This window comes from Leucobacter tenebrionis, assembly GCF_019884725.1.
In the GTDB taxonomy this organism is placed as follows: domain Bacteria; phylum Actinomycetota; class Actinomycetes; order Actinomycetales; family Microbacteriaceae; genus Leucobacter; species Leucobacter tenebrionis.
Map to the genome: position 1 here is coordinate 837,149 of NZ_CP082322.1, position 16,672 is coordinate 853,820.

15 protein-coding genes, 1 tRNA gene and 1 other RNA gene are annotated in these 16,672 nt (G+C 68.7%); 6 read left to right on the forward strand and 11 right to left on the reverse strand.

Annotated elements, in window-relative coordinates; genetic code table 11:
- Positions 1-60: 60 nt before the first annotated feature.
- Both ilvD and KVY00_RS03960 read right to left on the reverse strand, forming a co-directional pair.
- Complete coding sequence (ilvD, locus tag KVY00_RS03955; protein WP_223044438.1) at positions 61-1,755, reverse strand: dihydroxy-acid dehydratase; 1,695 nt, start codon at positions 1,753-1,755, stop codon at positions 61-63.
- Between the two features lie 101 nt (positions 1,756-1,856).
- Positions 1,857-2,093, reverse strand: a complete 237-nt coding sequence (locus tag KVY00_RS03960; RefSeq protein ID WP_223044439.1) for a hypothetical protein — start codon at positions 2,091-2,093, stop codon at positions 1,857-1,859.
- A gap of 223 nt (positions 2,094-2,316) precedes the next feature.
- Here KVY00_RS03960 and KVY00_RS03965 point away from each other — a divergent pair, with 223 nt between their 5' ends.
- The 5 genes from KVY00_RS03965 (at position 2,317) to KVY00_RS03985 (ending at position 5,409) form a co-directional block, all read left to right on the forward strand.
- Positions 2,317-2,547, forward strand: a complete 231-nt coding sequence (locus KVY00_RS03965; protein ID WP_223044440.1) for a hypothetical protein — start codon at positions 2,317-2,319, stop codon at positions 2,545-2,547.
- 80 nt (positions 2,548-2,627) lie between these two features.
- Complete coding sequence (gene nhaA, locus KVY00_RS03970) at positions 2,628-3,896, forward strand: Na+/H+ antiporter NhaA (RefSeq protein ID WP_223044441.1); 1,269 nt, start codon at positions 2,628-2,630, stop codon at positions 3,894-3,896.
- Positions 3,897-3,994: 98 nt separating this feature from the next.
- Positions 3,995-4,067: transfer RNA gene (locus KVY00_RS03975), tRNA-Lys, on the forward strand.
- An 83-nt stretch (positions 4,068-4,150) separates the two neighbouring features.
- On the forward strand, positions 4,151-5,002 hold the full coding sequence (locus KVY00_RS03980) for an inositol monophosphatase family protein (protein WP_223044442.1): 852 nt from the start codon (positions 4,151-4,153) through the stop codon (positions 5,000-5,002).
- Positions 4,999-5,409 (forward strand): DUF3054 domain-containing protein, encoded by a 411-nt coding sequence (locus tag KVY00_RS03985; protein WP_223044443.1) that lies wholly within the window; start codon positions 4,999-5,001, stop codon positions 5,407-5,409. The genes KVY00_RS03980 and KVY00_RS03985 overlap by 4 nt, the downstream gene beginning before the upstream one ends.
- Positions 5,410-5,573: 164 nt before the next feature.
- On the opposite strand, the gene gap is transcribed toward KVY00_RS03985, so the two are convergent.
- The 6 genes from gap to KVY00_RS04015 form a co-directional block, all read right to left on the reverse strand.
- Entirely contained in the window at positions 5,574-6,575 is a 1,002-nt protein-coding gene (gene gap, locus KVY00_RS03990) for a type I glyceraldehyde-3-phosphate dehydrogenase (RefSeq protein ID WP_223044444.1), read from the reverse strand.
- A gap of 179 nt (positions 6,576-6,754) precedes the next feature.
- Positions 6,755-7,696 (reverse strand): GlxA family transcriptional regulator, encoded by a 942-nt coding sequence (locus KVY00_RS03995; RefSeq protein WP_223044445.1) that lies wholly within the window; start codon positions 7,694-7,696, stop codon positions 6,755-6,757.
- A gap of 85 nt (positions 7,697-7,781) precedes the next feature.
- Positions 7,782-8,768: a quinone oxidoreductase family protein gene (locus KVY00_RS04000; protein WP_223044446.1), complete on the reverse strand. Its 987-nt coding sequence runs from the start codon at positions 8,766-8,768 to the stop codon at positions 7,782-7,784.
- Positions 8,765-9,613: an aldo/keto reductase gene (locus KVY00_RS04005; protein ID WP_223044447.1), complete on the reverse strand. Its 849-nt coding sequence runs from the start codon at positions 9,611-9,613 to the stop codon at positions 8,765-8,767. The genes KVY00_RS04000 and KVY00_RS04005 overlap by 4 nt, the downstream gene beginning before the upstream one ends.
- A 43-nt stretch (positions 9,614-9,656) precedes the next feature.
- A complete protein-coding gene (locus KVY00_RS04010; RefSeq protein ID WP_255572750.1) occupies positions 9,657-10,397 on the reverse strand; it encodes a VIT1/CCC1 transporter family protein in 741 nt (246 codons plus the stop codon).
- A 128-nt stretch (positions 10,398-10,525) separates the two neighbouring features.
- Entirely contained in the window at positions 10,526-11,926 is a 1,401-nt protein-coding gene (locus KVY00_RS04015; protein ID WP_223044448.1) for a TrkH family potassium uptake protein, read from the reverse strand.
- Positions 11,927-12,189: 263 nt separating this feature from the next.
- Between KVY00_RS04015 and nhaA (KVY00_RS04020) the strand changes: the two genes are divergently transcribed.
- Positions 12,190-13,569: a Na+/H+ antiporter NhaA gene (nhaA, locus tag KVY00_RS04020; RefSeq protein ID WP_223044449.1), complete on the forward strand. Its 1,380-nt coding sequence runs from the start codon at positions 12,190-12,192 to the stop codon at positions 13,567-13,569.
- Positions 13,570-13,584: 15 nt separating this feature from the next.
- Here the strand turns inward: nhaA (KVY00_RS04020) and KVY00_RS04025 are convergent, their stop codons facing one another.
- The 3 genes from KVY00_RS04025 to KVY00_RS04035 all read right to left on the reverse strand — a co-directional run bounded on the left by KVY00_RS04025 (position 13,585) and on the right by KVY00_RS04035 (position 16,582).
- Positions 13,585-15,054 carry a carboxylesterase/lipase family protein gene (locus KVY00_RS04025; protein ID WP_223044450.1) on the reverse strand — a complete coding sequence of 490 codons (1,470 nt, stop codon included), beginning with the start codon at positions 15,052-15,054 and terminating at the stop codon, positions 13,585-13,587.
- Between the two features lie 182 nt (positions 15,055-15,236).
- Positions 15,237-15,609, reverse strand: a transfer-messenger RNA (tmRNA) gene (ssrA, locus tag KVY00_RS04030).
- 343 nt (positions 15,610-15,952) lie between these two features.
- Complete coding sequence (locus KVY00_RS04035; protein WP_223044451.1) at positions 15,953-16,582, reverse strand: TetR/AcrR family transcriptional regulator; 630 nt, start codon at positions 16,580-16,582, stop codon at positions 15,953-15,955.
- Positions 16,583-16,672: the final 90 nt, after the last annotated feature.

Genomic DNA, 16,672 nt, shown 5'->3' on the forward strand with positions numbered 1-16,672 from the left:
CCGCCCGCGGTGCGAGCGGCCGGGTGCGAGCCCGTCGAGGGCATGCACGACCTCACCGGGTCAACCGGTGACGGCGCCTTCGGAAGCCGAACGGACGAGCTTGGCGTACTTTGCCAGAACACCGCGCGTGTATCGCGGGGGAAGCGGGGCCCAGGTTGCTCGGCGGGCCTCGAGCTCGGCGGGATCTACCAGCAGGTCGAGCGTCTGTGCGGCGATATCGACCCGAATCAGGTCACCGTCGCGGACCAGGGCGACCGGACCGCCGTCCGTCGCCTCAGGTGCGATATGGCCGATGCACAGGCCGGTTGTGCCGCCTGAGAATCGTCCGTCCGTCAATAGTAGTACATCTTTTCCGAGCCCCGCGCCCTTGATGGCGGCGGTGATCGCGAGCATCTCACGCATACCGGGGCCACCCTTCGGGCCCTCGTAGCGGATCACCACGATGTCACCCTTGCCGATCGCGCCCTCGGTGAGCGCGTCCATCGCGGCCCGCTCCCGGTCGAAGACCCGAGCCGGCCCCTCGAAGACCTCGGCGTCGAAGCCGGCGGTCTTCACCACGGCGCCCTCGGGCGCGAGGCTGCCGTGCAGGATCGTCAGGCCGCCGGTGGCGTGGATCGGGTCGTCGAGCTGGTGGATCACCTCGCCGTCGATCGGGTCCGGATTCAACTCGGCCAGGTTCTCGGCCATCGTCTTGCCGGTCACCGTCATGACGTCGCCGTGCAGCAGCCCCGCATCGAGCAGCGCCTTGAGCACGACGGGCACGCCGCCGTGGCGGTCGATGTCGGCCATGACATACTTGCCGAACGGCTTCATGTCGGCCAGGTGCGGCACCTTGGCGCCGATGCGGTTGAAATCGTCGAGCGTGAGGTCGACCTCGGCCTCGCGGGCGATCGCGAGGAGGTGCAGCACCGCGTTCGTCGAGCCGCCGTAGGCCATGAGCAGCGTGATCGCGTTCTCGAAGGCCTTCTTGGTCATGATGTCGCGCGCCGTGATCCCCTTGCGGATCATGTTGACGACGGCCTCGCCCGAGCGGTGAGCGAAGTAGTCGCGGCGGCGATCGGCGCTGGGGGGCGCGGCGGAGCCGGGCAGACTCATTCCGAGCGCCTCGGCGATCGACGCCATCGTGTTGGCGGTGTACATGCCGCCGCAGGCGCCCTCGCCCGGCGCGATCGCGCACTCGATGCGCTTGAGATCCTCTTCGCTCATCGTGCCGGCCTTGCAAGCGCCGACCGCCTCGAAGGCGTCGATGATGGTGACTTCCTTCTGCGTGCCGTCAGTGAGCTTCACCCAGCCCGGCGCGATCGACCCGGCGTACAGGAAGACCGAGGCGAGATCGAGGCGTGCCGCCGCCATGAGCATGCCCGGCAACGACTTGTCGCAGCCGGCGAGCACGACGGTGCCGTCGAGGCGCTCGGCCATGACGACGGTCTCGACCGAGTCGGCGATGACCTCGCGCGAGACGAGCGAGAAGTGCATGCCCTCGTGCCCCATCGAGATGCCGTCGGACACGGAGATCGTGCCGAACTGCAGGGGGTAGCCGCCGCCCGAGTGCACACCCTCCTTGGCGCCCTGCGCCAGACGGTCGAGGCTCAGGTTGCAGGGGGTGATCTCGTTCCAGGAACTCGCAATGCCGATCTGAGGCTTGTCCCAGTCCTCATCGCCCATGCCGACAGCGCGGAGCATACCCCTCGCAGCAGCCTTCTCGATCCCGTCGGTGACGTCGCGGCTTCGCGGCTTCATGTCAATCTCTGCCATAGGCACAGTCTAGCCGCCGCCGGGGACACTGCGATCGCACACGCGAAAGCGCCGAAGGATCTTCCGATCCCCCGGCGCCTCGATGCGCTCGCGCGAAGCCGCTACTTGCCGATGGCGGGCAGCAGGGTGAAGGGCAGCATGAAGCCGATGATGGTCGCCGCCAGGCCGCCGAAGAAGGTCCACTGCTCGACGACCGACTCGAGCTCGATGTTGAAGCCGTAGCTCATCAGCACCATTCCGCCGACCACCAGCACGACCGAGAGGATGAAGCCGATCGCGGTCACCGCACCTACGGCGCCCTGCGAGCTCTCCTCGAACAGCGTCTCATGCTTCGCCATACCGACCTTCTCCTTCACTATCGCTTCGGCGCGACCGTCGAGGCCGCATGTCTCGCATCCGCACCCGCGGACTCCTGCCTGCAAGATTAGCGCACCCGCGCGCTCGCCTCCCATTTACCAGAAGACGGTGCGCCCGGGAAGGCAGAATGGAGCGATTCGGGTTCGAGGTAGGCTGACGGGATCGGGATCCCGGATCCCGTCAACCGCAACCGAGGGAGGAACCGTGTCGATCGGCAAGTACGTCACCAATCCCGGTGTGATCGGAGCGGCCGCCGGTGCGCTCAGCACCGCCCGTCGCACGCAGTCCATGCGCAAGGACTGGCGCCGCCTGCTCGTCTGGGGGGTCTGGCTGGCCGGCTTCGCACTCGCCATCGCCACTGTCTCCATGCAGGAGCAGGACGAGGAGCACGAGCTCGAGCAAGAGGCCGAGAAGCGCCGCAAGAAGCAGCGCTAGCGCAGCGGGTTCCCGCGCCGCCGCCTCGCGCGCATCGGAGCCCCGCAGACACATCTCAAGAGTTCCTCGAAAGGCGCTGCATGAGCGAGCCGCTCCATTCCTCCGATGCCCCGAGCCAGCAGAGACGGCCTCGCCGCCTGCTCCGCCTCGTCAACCAGCGCGAGGCGGCTCGCGTCAGCAGGCTGCTGCGAGCCGAGGTGGTCGGGGGCGTCATCGTCATGGTCGCCGCCCTGATCGGCTTCATCGCGGCGAACAGCCCGCTCGCCGATTGGTACTTCGCGCTGCGGGAGACGCGGATCGGCCCGGGGTCGCTGCACCTCGACCTCTCTGTGGGGCAGTGGGCCTCGGACGGCCTGCTCGTGATCTTCTTCTTCATGGTCGGGCTCGAACTCAAGCGCGAGTTCGTCGAGGGCGAGCTCAGCCGGTTCTCGACCGCGATCGTGCCGGTGGCCGCGGCGTTCGGCGGCGTCGCGGTTCCGGCCCTCATCTACGTGGCGTTCACGGCGGGCACACCCTCGGCGCACGGCTGGGCGATCCCCACCGCGACCGACATCGCGTTCGCTGTCGCGGTGCTCGGGCTCATCGCTCCGCGCATCCCCCCGGCGCTGCGGATGTTCCTCCTCACGCTCGCCGTCGTCGACGATCTCATCGCGATCAGCATCATCGCGATCTTCTACACCGCCGGCGTGCACCTGCTCCCGCTGCTCTGCAGCCTGCTGCCGATCCTGCTCTACGCCTTCCTCGTGCGGCGCTTCCCGCAGTGGTTCGCGAGCTCCGGTTGGGGGCCGTGGCTGATCCTGCTCCCCATCGGCATCGTCGCGTGGGCACTGTTCCACGCTTCGGGCATCCACGCGACGATCGTGGGCGTGCTGCTCGCCTTCCTCGTGCCGGTCTCGGGCGCCGGCGGCACACAGCTCGCGGAGGTGTTCGAGCACCGCTTCCGCCCGCTCTCCACCGGGATCGCCGTGCCGATCTTCGCGTTCTTCGCCGCGGGTGTGGCGATCGGCGGCGAGTCGCGCTTCCCCTTCGATCCGATCGCGCTCGGCATCATGGTGGGCCTGGTGCTCGGCAAGCCGATCGGCATCACCCTCTCCACCTGGCTGCTCACCCGCTTCACCCGCGCCGAGCTCGACGACTCCGTGCGGTGGCGCGAGCTCATCGGGGTCGGCGCTCTCGCCGGTGTCGGGTTCACCGTGGCGCTGCTCGTCGCGGACCTGAGCTTCTCGGATGCGGCCGATGCCGATACGGCGCGCCTCGCAGTGATGTCCGGATCCGTGATCGCGGTGGCCGTGTCGGCCACGCTTCTCGTGCGGCGACCGCGGTCCCGCAGGCGACCGCTCGACGACTGAGACCGCGCGACACGCCCGCGATCCTTTCCAGCCGCCACCGATTTGAGCGTGTGGAAAATCCCGTGTTAGTATTTTCCTCGTTGCTCAGCGAGCAGCAGGCGCCTTTAGCTCAGTTGGTAGAGCAGCTGACTCTTAATCAGCGGGTCCACGGTTCGAGCCCGTGAGGGCGCACGCAATCGAGAAAAGCTCCACCGCCAGGTGGAGCTTTTCTCGTATCTGCTGCCGATTCACTGGCCGTTCACGGAAGGTGCTCGATGTCCGATTCCATTCCCGCCCCCTCGACCGACCTCGCGTTCGCGCTCGAGCTCGCGGATCTCGCCGATTCGGTCTCGCTCCCCCGCTTCCAGTCGGCCGACCTGACCATCGAGACGAAGCCCGACCGCACGTACGTGACCGATGCCGACAAGGCGGTCGAGCGAGCGCTGCGCGAGCGCATCGAGGCCGCGCTGCCGGCCGACAGCTTCTTCGGCGAAGAGTCGGGGCGCTCGGAGAAGGGCTCCCGGCGCTGGATCATCGACCCCATCGACGGTACCGCGAACTTCCTGCGGGGAGTACCGAACTGGGCCACGCTCATCGCCCTCGAGATCGACGGAGCACCCACCGTCGGCGTCGTCTCGGCTCCGGCGTTCGGGGCGCGCTGGTGGGCGGAGACCGGGGGCGGCGCCTGGGGCCGCGAGGCGGGGCAGGAGCCCCGTCGACTGCGGGTCTCGGGCATCGCCGAACTCGAGCACGCCTCTCTCAGCTTCCAGAGCATCGAGCAGTGGGACGTCGCGGGTTACCTGCACCCCCTCATCGAGCTCAGCCGCGCCGTGTGGCGGGATCGCGCCTACGGCGACATGTGGTCGTACATGCTGCTCGCGGAGGGCCTCCTCGACGTGGTCGCCGAGTTCGACGTGAAGCCCTACGACCTCGCGGCGCTCGTGCCGATCGTGCGTGAAGCCGGCGGCCGGTTCACCGATATCGAGGGCTCGGAGAGCGCGTGGAACGGCAGCTCGCTCGCCACGAACGGCGCGCTGCACGACGCGGTCATCGCGACGATCGAGGGCGCGCTCGGGGACTCGCGAGAACCGGAGGGATCGAAGACCTCGGCCGGAGTCGCACGATGACGGCCTCCCCCGAGCAGACCCCGGAGGCCGTCTCCCCCGTGCGTCCGGCGCTCGCGGCGCTCGCACTGGCCGTCGATGCCGCGCTCGTGCTGCTCTTCGCGGGGCTCGGGCGCAGCAATCACGCTCGCGAGGCCACACTGCTGGGCCTCTTCGAGACCGCGTGGCCCTTCCTCGTCGGCCTGCTGCTGGTCTGGGGATGGGGACTCGTGTGGAAGCACCCGGTCAAGCTCCTGCGCTCCGGAGTCCCGGTGTGGCTGGGCACCGTGATGCTCGGCATGGGGCTGCGGCTGCTGTCGGATCAGGGCACGGCCCCGGCCTTCATCCTCGTGGCGACCATCACGCTGGGCGTCTTCCTGCTCGGGTGGCGCGGCATCGCCCTGCTCGTGCTGCGCATGCGCCGTCGCTGAGGCGATCCTCCGTCCCCTTCGACGGGAGTCCGCTCGCCCCGTCGCCGGCGTAGGCCTCTCATACCGCCGCAGACCTCCGACACCGTGTGAGAGGTCTACAACGGTGCCGGAGGTCCTGCGGCGACAGAGGAGGCCTGCAGCGGCGGCAGGCCCTCCGGGCGGAATCAGCTCGCGAGCTTCTCCAGCATCTCGGCGGCGCGGTTCGAGAAGCCCCACTCGTTGTCGTACCAGCTGGTGACCTTGATGTGCTTGCCCTGCACCTCGGTGAGCTCGGAGTCGAAGATCGAGGAGTGGGAGTTGCCCACGATATCCGATGACACGAGCGGCTCGTCCGAGAACTCGAAGACGTGCTCCAGGGGGCCCTCGGCGGCCGCGGCGCGGTAGGCCTCGAGCACCTCTTCACGGGTCACCTCGCGCGAAACGGCCGCGTTCAGCTCGACGATCGAGCCCACGGGCACCGGCACGCGCATCGAGGTGCCCGACAGCTTGCCGTCGAGCTGCGGCAGCACGAGACCGATCGCCTTCGCCGCGCCCGTCGATGTGGGAACGATGTTGAGGGCCGCGGCGCGGGCGCGGCGGCGATCCTTATGCGGACCGTCGATGAGGTTCTGGTCCTGCGTGTACGCGTGCACCGTGGTCATGAATCCCTGCGTGATGCCCGCGAGGTCGTCGAGCACCTTCGCGAGCGGCGCGAAGGCGTTCGTGGTGCAGGAGGCGTTCGAGATGATGACGTGCTTCTCGGGGTCGTAGAGGTGGTCGTTCACGCCGACCACGACGGTGAGGTCCGCGTTCGTCGCGGGTGCGCTCACGAGCACGCGCTTGGCGCCGGCCTCGACGTGCTTGCGGGCATCCTCGGCCTTCGTGAACCGTCCGGTCGATTCGAGCACTACGTCGACGCCCAGGTCGCCCCAGGGGAGCTTCGCCGGGTCGGCCTCGGCGAACACCTTGATGCGGCGATCATCGACGACCAGCTCGCCGTCCTCGAACGAGATCTCCCTCTTCAGACGGCCGTAGACGCTGTCCCACTCGAGCAGATGCGCCAGCATCTCCCCGTTGGTGAGGTCGTTGACAGCGACGACCTCGACGTCGCTGTCCTTCTTCAGCAGTGCGCGCAGCACGCCGCGCCCGATACGTCCGAAGCCGTTGATAGCCACACGAGCAGTCATGATCCCACTTTCTTCTTCAGTGTCCGTTGCACTCGGAATACCTCCAGATTGGCCCGATTCGAGCCCCGAGTCCAGTGGCCTGAATGCCAGCCTCCGAACGGATCCTGCCAAGTTGCGGGCACTCCGCCTCACCCCCGCTCGTCGCGTCGGCCAACGGGTTCTCGGCCGGCGCGATACCCTCAGCGCGAGCGCGAGAACGTTCGGCGATAATCGCTCGGCGTCGTGCCGAGAACACTCCTGAAGTGGCGGCGGAGGTTCGTCGCAGTGCCCAGCCCGACCGCGGCGGAGATCTCCTCGATCCCGAGGTCGGTCTCCTCGAGCAGTTCGCGCGCACGATCGATCCGCGCCCGCATGATCCACTGCATCGGCGTGTAGCCGGTCTCGTCTCTGAAGCGCCGCGAGAGCGTGCGCTCCGACACCCGCGCATGAGCCGCGAGACGAGCGATGTCGAGCGTCTCGTCGAGCCTGCGCAGCGCCCACTCGCGCGTGAGCGTGAAGCGCTCGCCGTGCGTCTCGGGAACGCTCTGAGGCACGTACTGCGCCTGCCCCCCGCTGCGATAGGGAGCCGCCACGAGGCGGCGGGCCGCGTGGTTCGCCACCGACATCCCGGCCTCCTTGCGCAGGATGTGCAGGCAGAGATCGATGCCCGATGCCGCGCCCGCCGAGGTGAGCACCGACCCCTCGTCGACGAAGAGCACCCGCTCGTCGACCCTCACCTCGGGGAAGCGCTCGGCGAGGATCCTCGAATAATGCCAGTGGGTCGTCGCGCGCTTGCCGTCGAGCAGACCCGTCGCGGCGAGCGCGAAGGCCCCGGTCGAGATCGCCGCGAGCCTCGCCCCCCGCTCATGGGCACGGCGGAGCGCCTCGATGAGCGCGGCGGGCGGGGGCTCGCGGTCGGGGTGCCGGTAGCCGGGCACGAAGATGAGATCTGCGCTGTCGAGCGCGTCGATGCCGTGCTCGACGTGATACGAGAGGCCGTCCCCGCCCGTGATGAGGCCGGGCTCCACCCCGCACACGTCGACCGAGTACGGCATGCTGCTGCGAGAGGTGAAGACCTGAGCGGGAATGCCGACGTCGAGGGGCTTCGCTCCCTCGAGCACCACGACCGCGACCCGCCTCATGATCCCTCAGCCTACCGCGAGCCGGCACGGCGACTCCGGCCGGCGCCGAGGCCGGGGCTGATATCGGAGCCCCGTCCGTCCCGCCTCACTCGAACGCGAGCACGACCTTGCCGACGGCCTCGCCCGAGCGCAGCCGGTTCGCAGCATCCAGCGAGTCCTCGCACGCGAACGAGGAGTCGATGACGGGGCGGATCTCCCCGCGCTCGACCGCGGGAAGCACCTGGGCGTGCAGCGCGTCGAGGATCGGCACGGTCTCCCAATCGCGCGAGAATCCGAACGAGACCCCGTGCACGGTGAGGTGCCTGTAGGAGAGCGCGTCGAGATCGATCGTCGAGGCCGGCCCCGCCAGGCGCCCGATGTTCACCACGTGCCCGTCGTGCGCGGTGGCCGGCAGGCACTGGGCGAAGGTCTGCCCGGCGATATGGTCGAGCACCAGGTCGACGCCGCGCCCGTCGGTCGCCCCGAGCACCGCCTCGGTGAGATCCTCCTCCGAGGTGACGACCACGTCGTCGGCGCCCAGCGAGACGAGCAGGTCGCGCTTGTCGGCGCTGCGCGTCGTCGCGATCACCCGCGAGGCGCCCAGCGTTCTCGCGAGCTGCACGCCGATGAATCCGATACCGGTGGTGGCGCCGGTAACGAGCACGCTCCGGCCCCGCTCGAACCCCGCGACGCGGAGCGCGCCGTACTCGGTCAGCAGCGCCGTCGGCAGCGCGCAGGCGATCTCGGGTGAGAGACCGAGGGGCCTCGGCAGCACGAAGCGATGGTCGACCACGAGGTACTCGGCGAAGGCCGACGGGTAGGTGCCCATGACCGGGTCGCCGATCCGCCACTCCCCCGCATCCTCGCCGACCGCCGCGATCTCGCCGGCGTACTCGTATCCGGCGATGAACTCGTCGCCGCTGCCGCCCGAGGACGGGTCGGCCTCGGCGAGCATGGGCATGTCGGCGTTGTTGCTCGCGGAGGCGCGATTGCGGATCAGCACCTCTCCGGCGCCGGGCTGCGGGACCGGCACGTCGGCCAGCACCCACTCCGGGCCTCGCCCTGCGATGAGGGCGCGCATCGTTTCAGTCATCGGTGCTCTCCGTCCTTCTCGTCGTCTCGTTCGTCTCGTTCGTCCAGGGTCCGCAGCACCTCCATGTCGGCCTCGGATATCTCGAAGTCGAGCCGGGTATTGGCTCGCATGTGCTCGGGATTCGCGGTCTTCGGCAGCGGCTGTGCGCCCAGCTGCAGAGCGTAGCGGATGCAGAGCTGCGGCACCGTCGCCCCGTACTTCTGCGCGATCGCCGTGATCACCGGTCTGCCCAGCAGCTTGCCGTGCGCGATCGGAGAGTAGGCCTGCACGAGCATGCCCCTGCTCTCGCAGTAGGCGAGGAGCTCGGTCGGCGTGTTGCCCGCGTGCAGCAGCACCTGGTTCACCTGCGGTGCGACGGAGCCGTGCTCGAGGATGTTCTCGAGATCCTTCTGAAGGAAGTTCGAGACGCCGATCGCGCGGATCATGCCGGCCCGGTGCGCCTCCTCGAGTGCGCGCCAGGCCTCGCGGTTGCCCTCCGCATAGTCGCCGCCCCGGAAGTCGCTCCACGGCTGCGGGCTGTGGATCAGCATCAGGTCGATGTGTCCGATCGCGAGCGTCTCAAGGGATCCTCGGATCGCGGCGACGGCGCCCTCGTAGTCCTTGATCTCGGCGGCGAGCTTCGTCGTCACGAACAGTTCGTCCCGGGGGACGCCGCTGGTGCGGATCCCCTCTCCCACGCCGCGCTCGTTGCCGTAGGCCTGGGCCGTGTCGATGTTGCGGTACCCGATCTCCACCGCTTCTCGCACCGCGCTCGCGGCCAGGCGATCTTCGATGAACCAGGTGCCCAGTCCGAGCCTCGGTATCTCGACTCCGTTCGACAGCGTGTACGTCTCGTTCAGGATCATGCGTGCCTCCGATCTCGTCCGATACGCGCTCGGCCCGCCAGACCTAACTGACCGCGACCCCGAAGATCATGCCGATCACGTAGGTCGCGACCATCGTCGCCGACCCCATCACGACGTTGCGCAGGATCGCGCGCCCCCTGGGGGCGCCGCCGAGGGCGGCGCTGATCCAGCCCGTCAGGAACAGGCCGATCACCACGGCCGCGGCGGCGATCCACACGCGGTGCTCGCCGAAGGGCAGCAGGATCATGACGAGCGGGATCAGCGCGCCGACGGTGAACGAGACGAACGACGAGACGGCAGCCGCCCACGGGCTCGTGTACTCGTTCGGGTCGATGCCGAGCTCGACCTCCGCGTGCGCCGCGAGCGCATCCTTCGCGGTCAGCTCCACCGCCACCTGCTTGGCGAGATGCTCCGACAGCCCCCGCTCGCGGTAGAAGCCCGCGAGCTCTTCGAGCTCCTCCTCCGGCATCTCGGCGAGCTCGCGCTCCTCCTTCGCGATCATCGCCCGCTCGGTGTCGCGCTGAGTGCTCACCGAGACGTACTCACCGCCGGCCATCGAGAACGCACCGGCGACCAGCGCGGCGATTCCCGCCGTCGCGATGGCGACGAGGTTGTTCGGGGTCGCGCCTGCTACGCCGATGACGACGCCCGCGGTCGAGACGATCCCGTCATTCGCCCCGAGCACGCCCGCGCGCAACCAATTGAGCCGCTGGCCCATCCCCTGGCCGTGGGGCTCGCCCTCGTGCGTCGACGTCGGTGAGGTGCTCGGCAGGATCTCGCTCATGATCTCATCTTGACCCTCGCGGGGAGCGCCCGCAACGTAGGCGAGCATAACCTTGGCTCCGTCGGCCGGCACTGTTGCGGCGTGCGCCGACGCGTCGCGTCGGGATCACGCCCGGGTGCGTCGTGCCGCTATCCGATGACGATGCGCTCTTCCGGGAGCGTGAAGGCCTCCTGGCGCTGGCGTATCGCGAGCGCCGAGGCGAGCGCGATCGGCCCGACCCGCCCCATGAGCATCAGGGCTGACAGCACGTACTTGCCGAAGGAGCCGACCTCGGAGGAGATACCGACCGAGAGACCGCAGGTTGCGAACGCCGAGATCACCTCGAACAGGATGCGATCGAGCTTCGCGTCGCTGACGATCGTGAGCAACCCTGCCGCGGCCAGCACGAGGGTCGCTCCGAGGAACACCACGCTGATCGCGAGCCGAAGGATGCTGTTCGGGAGACGACGCCCCAGGGCATTGGTGTTCCGGGTGCCTCGCGCCTCCGCGAGGATCGCGATGAACAGCACCGCCAGGGTCGTCACCTTGATCCCGCCGGCCGTCGACCCTGATCCGCCGCCGACGAACATCATCGCATCGCTGAGCAGCATCGTCGTCGAGGTCGAGGCCTGGGTGTCGACGGCCGAGAACCCGCCCGAGCGCATCATGATCGAGGCGAAGAGCGCGCCGCCGATCCGCTCCCACCACGACCGGTGGCCCACGGTGTCGGGGTTGTTCCACTCGAACGCGCCCCAGGCGACGGCCCCGGCGAGCATCAGGATCGTCGTGGTGTACAGCGTGAGCTTCGTGTGCAACGACCACTTGCGGCGCGTCCACCTCACGCGGATCAGATTGAGGAACACCGGGAATCCGAAGCTGCCCACGAACACGCCGGCCGCGATCGGGACGAGCACGAAGCCGTTGTCCGCGAACGCCATGAGCCCACCCACGTGAGGGGAGAAGCCGGCGTTCCCGAACGCCGAGACCGCGTAGAAGACGCCGTACCAGACGCCGTCGAGCACCGAGCCCTCTGCGACGGCGAACGTCGGGATGAGGAGGGCGGCGAGCGCCCCCTCGATCACGAACGTCGTCAGGACGACCACCCGCAGGAGCCGTCCGACATCACCGAGGCCGGCGGTGCCGATGCTCTCTTTCGCGAACACTCTCCCGGAGACTCCGAGCCTGCGGGTCACCATCCGCGCCAGCAGCAGCGCGATGGTCACCACTCCCAAGCCTCCGGTCTGTATGGCCACGAGGATCACGACCTGTCCGAACATCGACCAGTGCTCACCGGTCTCAACCGTCGTCAGACCGGTCACTGTCACCGCTGAGACCGCCGTGAACAGGGCGTCGGGCAGCGGCGTCGCGAAGCCGGAGCGGGCAGCAGCTGGGAGCATCAGCAGCGCGGTGAACAGGAGCGTCGCGGCGGCGAAGATGAGGATCGCGATGCGCGCGGGCGAGTGACCCGCCAGATATCGGGCCCTGGCTCGCACCCGCACACCGAGGTCATGGACGCGCTGCACGGCGACGCTTCCTGTGGGCGTGTTCATCAAGGCATCCTTCAGCTCGTTGACGCCGACCGGCTGATCCTGCCTCGACGTGCCGACCAGACTTCCCGGCGCACCGCACCCGATGCTACTCCTGTCCGAGTTCGCACGTGAAGGATCGATCGGATCTCGGCGTGCCCTTCGCATCAGCCGTCGGCAGTGCGTAACATGGTCAACCTGTCGTGTCTCCGTGGAGCAGGACGGATGGTGTGCCGGGAAGTCTGGTCGGCGAATCGCATACACGCCACCCGACCGCGAAAGGCACCGTGAACCAGACGCTCTCCCCCTCCTTCCCCCGCTACGGTTCGTTCCGCGAGGCCCGCCGAATCGCGGCGATCCTCCGCAAGGAGACCGTCGGCGGCATCTTGCTCGTCATCGCCGCAGTCATCGCGATCGTGTGGGCGAACACCCCGCTCGCCGACGGCTATTTCGCGCTGCGCGATCTCGAGGTCGGCTACGAGCCCTGGCACCTGCGCCTCAGCCTCGGTGCGTGGGCGGCCGACGGGCTGCTCGCGATATTCTTCTTCCTCGTCGGTCTCGAACTCAAACGCGAGTTCGTCGCCGGCGACCTCCGCAGGTTCAGCACCGCGATCGTGCCGATCGCCGCGGCCTGCGGCGGTGTCGCCGTCCCCGCGCTCATCTACGCCGCGATCGTGTGGCAGCAGCCCGAACTTCGGCATGGATGGGCGATCCCCACGGCGACCGATATCGCGTTCGCCGTGGCGGTGCTCGCGATCATCGGTTCGCACCTGCCGAGCGCACTGCGCATCTTCCTCCTCACCCTCGCCGTGGTCGACGATCTCATCGCGATCAGCATCATCGCGATCTTCTACACCGACCGCATCGAGATCCTCCCCCTCGTCGGGGCGTTCGCCGTCATCGCGGTCTACGGGATCGTCGCGCAGCGCTTCCGCTCGTTCTTCGGGGATCGCCCGTTCGCGGCCTGGCTGATCCTGCTCCCGATCGGCGTCGTCGCGTGGGCGCTCATGCACGCCTCCGGCATCCACGCCACGATCGCGGGCGTGCTGCTCGGCTTCACCATCCCCGTGCTGCACCGGCGCGTCGACCGTGCCGCCGGCGTCGACGGACCGGGGCTGGCGGAGGAGTTCGAGCACCGCTTCCGGCCGCTCTCCGCGGGCTTCGCAGTGCCCGTGTTCGCCTTCTTCGCCGCCGGTGTCTCCCTCGGCGGGTGGGATGGGATCGGAGCCGCGCTCCTCAGCCCGGTGACCCTCGCGATCGTCGCCGGGCTCGTGCTCGGCAAGCCGCTCGGCATCGTCACCACCACCTGGCTCGTCACGAAGCTGGGGCGCATCCGTCTCGACCCGGCCCTGCGCTGGATCGACATGGTCGGGGTCGGCCTGCTCGCGGGCATCGGCTTCACCGTGTCCCTGCTCGTCGCCGAGCTCAGCTTCGAGAGCGGTTCCCCCGCTCACGACCACGCAAAGGCCGCGATCCTCTCCGCCTCGATCATCGCCGCCGTGCTCGCGGCGATCGTCCTCGGGATCCGGAATCACCAGTACGGTCGCATCCGTGCACGCGACCGCGTGGACGCGGACGCCGACGGTATCCCGGATGTCTACCAGCAGCAAGAACGGCCGGATGGGTGGTTCAAGCCGCAGCCCGGCGAACGGCAAAAGCCGAGCTGAGCGGCGAGTGCGGCTTCAGCGCAGCAGCGCGGAGAGTCCGGCGTATCCGTCAGGCAGAGTTTGAACAGGGTGCTCCCCGTCTCCGCCGATGAGCGCGACTCTGCGTTCGGCCGCGTCCCATTCGGGAAATTCGGGCCCTTCTCCCGTCACGAGAGCGACCGCGGCACCGTGTACGGCATCGACGAGGCTGCGCGGTGGATGCTCCCCCGTCATCGGGTGCGTGTCCTCACGATCGAGCACGTCCCAGAAGAAGGGCAGGTCGAGGCAGTGGATGGCGCCGCCCTTGGTCGGCGACGGCCAGGAAAATCGGTAGACCCGGGTAGAGGCCGGTGCCGACGCCGCACGCGCTGAGGCGACCCGCACGACCTGGCGTCTGAACACACGGTCCGTGATCTCCTGGCCGAGCGCCGGCACCGCGCCGGAGACACCACCGTCCCTCTGGGTGGCGCGGTACTCCCGCATATCGTGGCCGTGGAGTCCAGTGGCCCAGAGCACGAGTCCCTCGGGAGCATGCCGGATCCACGACGGCAGCGACTCTGCCGGAAGGACGATCTCGTTGTCGTTCGATCCGACGACCAGGTCGACGTCGCCGCCGATGCCGCGCGCGAGGGCGTCGACCGTCGGTTCGGGGATCAGGTCGCCGTCGACGACCGGGCAGAACGAGGGAGCGCGCTCGATCAACGCGTTCAAAGAGAGGCCACGGGGACGCGCCGCCGCCATCTGCTCGGCGAGGATGCGCTCCTCGGGGATCGCGGCCAGCGCTTCTCGTGAGGGAGCGATTCCGAGGCGGGCCGCGAGTCTTCGAGTCATCCTCTCGGCATCCTCGAGTGCGCGCACCGGCAGCACGGGCGAGCTCGCCCAGACCGCGCGGAACAGCGAACCCGCCGCCGGCATGCCGAGCAGGGTGAGCACGGCACCGCCGCCCGCGGACTGGCCCGCGAGTGTGACCCGCGCGGGATCGCCCCCGAACGCCTCGATGTTCTCCTGCACCCACTCGAGTGCGCAGAGCCAATCCATCACCGCACGATTCGCGCAGCCGCCCGGGATCGCTCCGAACCCGTCGAAGCCGAGCCGATAGGAGACGACGACTGTCACGACACCGTCGCGCGCGAAAGCAGCCCCGTCGTACCACGGGCTCGCCGGCGAGCCGCCGGTGTAGGCCCCGCCGTGGATCCACACGAGTACGGGGAGCCGCGCCGCGGGATCCGCCTCCGGCGTGAACACCGAGACGCTGAGAGTGTCGTCGCCCGGGATCGCCGGTTCGGGCACGAGCCCCGGTGCCGCAGCGCGCAGCGGAGTGGGTCCATGAGTGATCGCCGGCAGTACGCCCTCCCAGGGTCGCCTGGGCACGGGCGCCGCGAAGCGCAACTCACCCACAGGGGGCTCCGCGAAGGGGATGCCGAGGAAGGCGGCGTGCCCTGGGCGTCTCAAACCCTGCACCCAGCCGTTCCGCGTCTTCACGGTCCAACCATCAGTCACATCCATTGCCGCTCCCCTCGCGACCCGGGCCGGATCTCGAGAACGAGTGTATTCGCGGCACCGCTACGCGGCGATTCGCACGGGAGCTTTCCTGCTGATCCTCATCGTCGCGCTCGGCAACCTTGTCGCGGACCTCGTCCGCTCCCCTTCCACGAGAGGGGATCCGACAGCGCGTGATGCGAACACTCTGGTGGAGCCGCGGGGAATCGAACCCCGGTCCACTTCGACGATTCCGTGCCTTCTACGAGCGTAGTTCGTGCAGACGTTCTACTCGGCCCCATCCTTTGTCACGAACACCTAGGATGACGGGCCCAGCCTCAGTGAAAGTCCCGGCGCGCCCTGAGACACGACGCACCAGCAAGCCTCCTAGATGACGCCAGGAAACCGGGGCGGAGGCCCACCCGACCTGACGGACTCGGTCTTACTGCTTAGGCAGCGAGAGCGAAGTCGGTGCGCTTAGCGTTGGCACCTATGGTTTGCGAAGGGCGTTTACGAGATAACTCCGCGTCCTCGGCCCGCTTCTCACAGTCTCAAATCGACGTGTCGAAACCGATCGGCCCCGAGTTCACGCCTGAACGGCGCACACACCCGAAGGTGCTGTCTGGGGCATTCGCATCACGCGCTGTGGAATTGTCAATCCGGGATCATCCCGGCCTTACAGAATACCACTAGATCACCGTCGCGCCAAGACCCAGGCGGCTCGAACCCCTCCGCTCCAGCCTTCGCCCGGGGTCACTTTCCGCCGTGTCGCCGATTCGAGGTCAGTTCTTGCCGTGTCGCGCGCGGCGACACGCACGAATATGACCCCGGATCGTGGGCGCGGCGAGGATCACGCGCAGACGACGGGCGGCGGCGCGCGGACGGCGGCGCCCAGCCGACGGACGGCGACGCGCACGCCGCCGCGCTACGCGCGGACGACGCGTTCGCGCAACCGGCCCGGCTCAATGCCGAGCGCCCACTCGCAGACATCGGCGACGAAGTGCACGTAGGCCTCCGGCTCGAAGTCGCCGATGTTGTTCGCATAGGCGCCGAAGCCGTCGACGGCCATGAAGATCCGCACGCACGCCGCGAGCGGATCGGCCACCTGGAACGCACCCTCCGACCGCCCCTGCTCGATGAGCGCGACCAGGCGCTCGCGGTCGAGCGCCTCCTGCTCCTCGATCGCCTCGGCGAGCGCGGGGGTGAACCGTGCGAGATGCCTCGCGTTGAGCCACAGCCGGGAGAGGTCGACCGACTCGAACTCGACGCGGCGCACGAAGGCGGTGAGCCGGTCGAGAGCGCTTCCCTCCCCCGCTTGCAATCGCTCCCGCTCGCCGGTGACGGCGGCCAGGAAGGCCGCGATCACCAGATCCTCCGCCGCCGGAAAATAGTGACTGATCAGCCCCGGTCGCACCCCGAGCCCGTCGGCGACGGCGCGCAGCGTGATGCGTTCGAGTCCGTCCCCGAGCGCGATCCGCGCGGCCTCGGCGATGATCTCGGCACGCCGCTCCTCGGGCTGCTTGCGCACCCTCGACGATCCTCCGCTTGACACCATGGGCCACATCCTATTGGATTAGTGACCAATAGAGTCCATTGGCCTCATGACCAATAGCAGCGCCGCTGTCTCATGTCACCCGCGACGATG

Coding starts and splice junctions, on each gene's coding strand:
- KVY00_RS03960 (WP_223044439.1), bottom strand. CDS start 2,093: ATGGCGAAGCATGAGACGCTGTTCGAGGAGAGCTCGCAGGGCGCCGTA.
- KVY00_RS04035 (WP_223044451.1), bottom strand. CDS start 16,582: ATGGTGTCAAGCGGAGGATCGTCGAGGGTGCGCAAGCAGCCCGAGGAG.
- KVY00_RS03995 (WP_223044445.1), bottom strand. CDS start 7,696: ATGAGGCGGGTCGCGGTCGTGGTGCTCGAGGGAGCGAAGCCCCTCGAC.
- KVY00_RS04005 (WP_223044447.1), bottom strand. CDS start 9,613: ATGATCCTGAACGAGACGTACACGCTGTCGAACGGAGTCGAGATACCG.
- KVY00_RS04025 (WP_223044450.1), bottom strand. CDS start 15,054: ATGGATGTGACTGATGGTTGGACCGTGAAGACGCGGAACGGCTGGGTG.
- KVY00_RS04010 (WP_255572750.1), bottom strand. CDS start 10,397: ATGAGCGAGATCCTGCCGAGCACCTCACCGACGTCGACGCACGAGGGC.
- KVY00_RS04000 (WP_223044446.1), bottom strand. CDS start 8,768: ATGACTGAAACGATGCGCGCCCTCATCGCAGGGCGAGGCCCGGAGTGG.
- KVY00_RS03985 (WP_223044443.1), top strand. CDS start 4,999: ATGACGGCCTCCCCCGAGCAGACCCCGGAGGCCGTCTCCCCCGTGCGT.
- KVY00_RS04015 (WP_223044448.1), bottom strand. CDS start 11,926: ATGAACACGCCCACAGGAAGCGTCGCCGTGCAGCGCGTCCATGACCTC.
- gap (WP_223044444.1), bottom strand. CDS start 6,575: ATGACTGCTCGTGTGGCTATCAACGGCTTCGGACGTATCGGGCGCGGC.
- nhaA (WP_223044441.1), top strand. CDS start 2,628: ATGAGCGAGCCGCTCCATTCCTCCGATGCCCCGAGCCAGCAGAGACGG.
- ilvD (WP_223044438.1), bottom strand. CDS start 1,755: ATGGCAGAGATTGACATGAAGCCGCGAAGCCGCGACGTCACCGACGGG.
- KVY00_RS03980 (WP_223044442.1), top strand. CDS start 4,151: ATGTCCGATTCCATTCCCGCCCCCTCGACCGACCTCGCGTTCGCGCTC.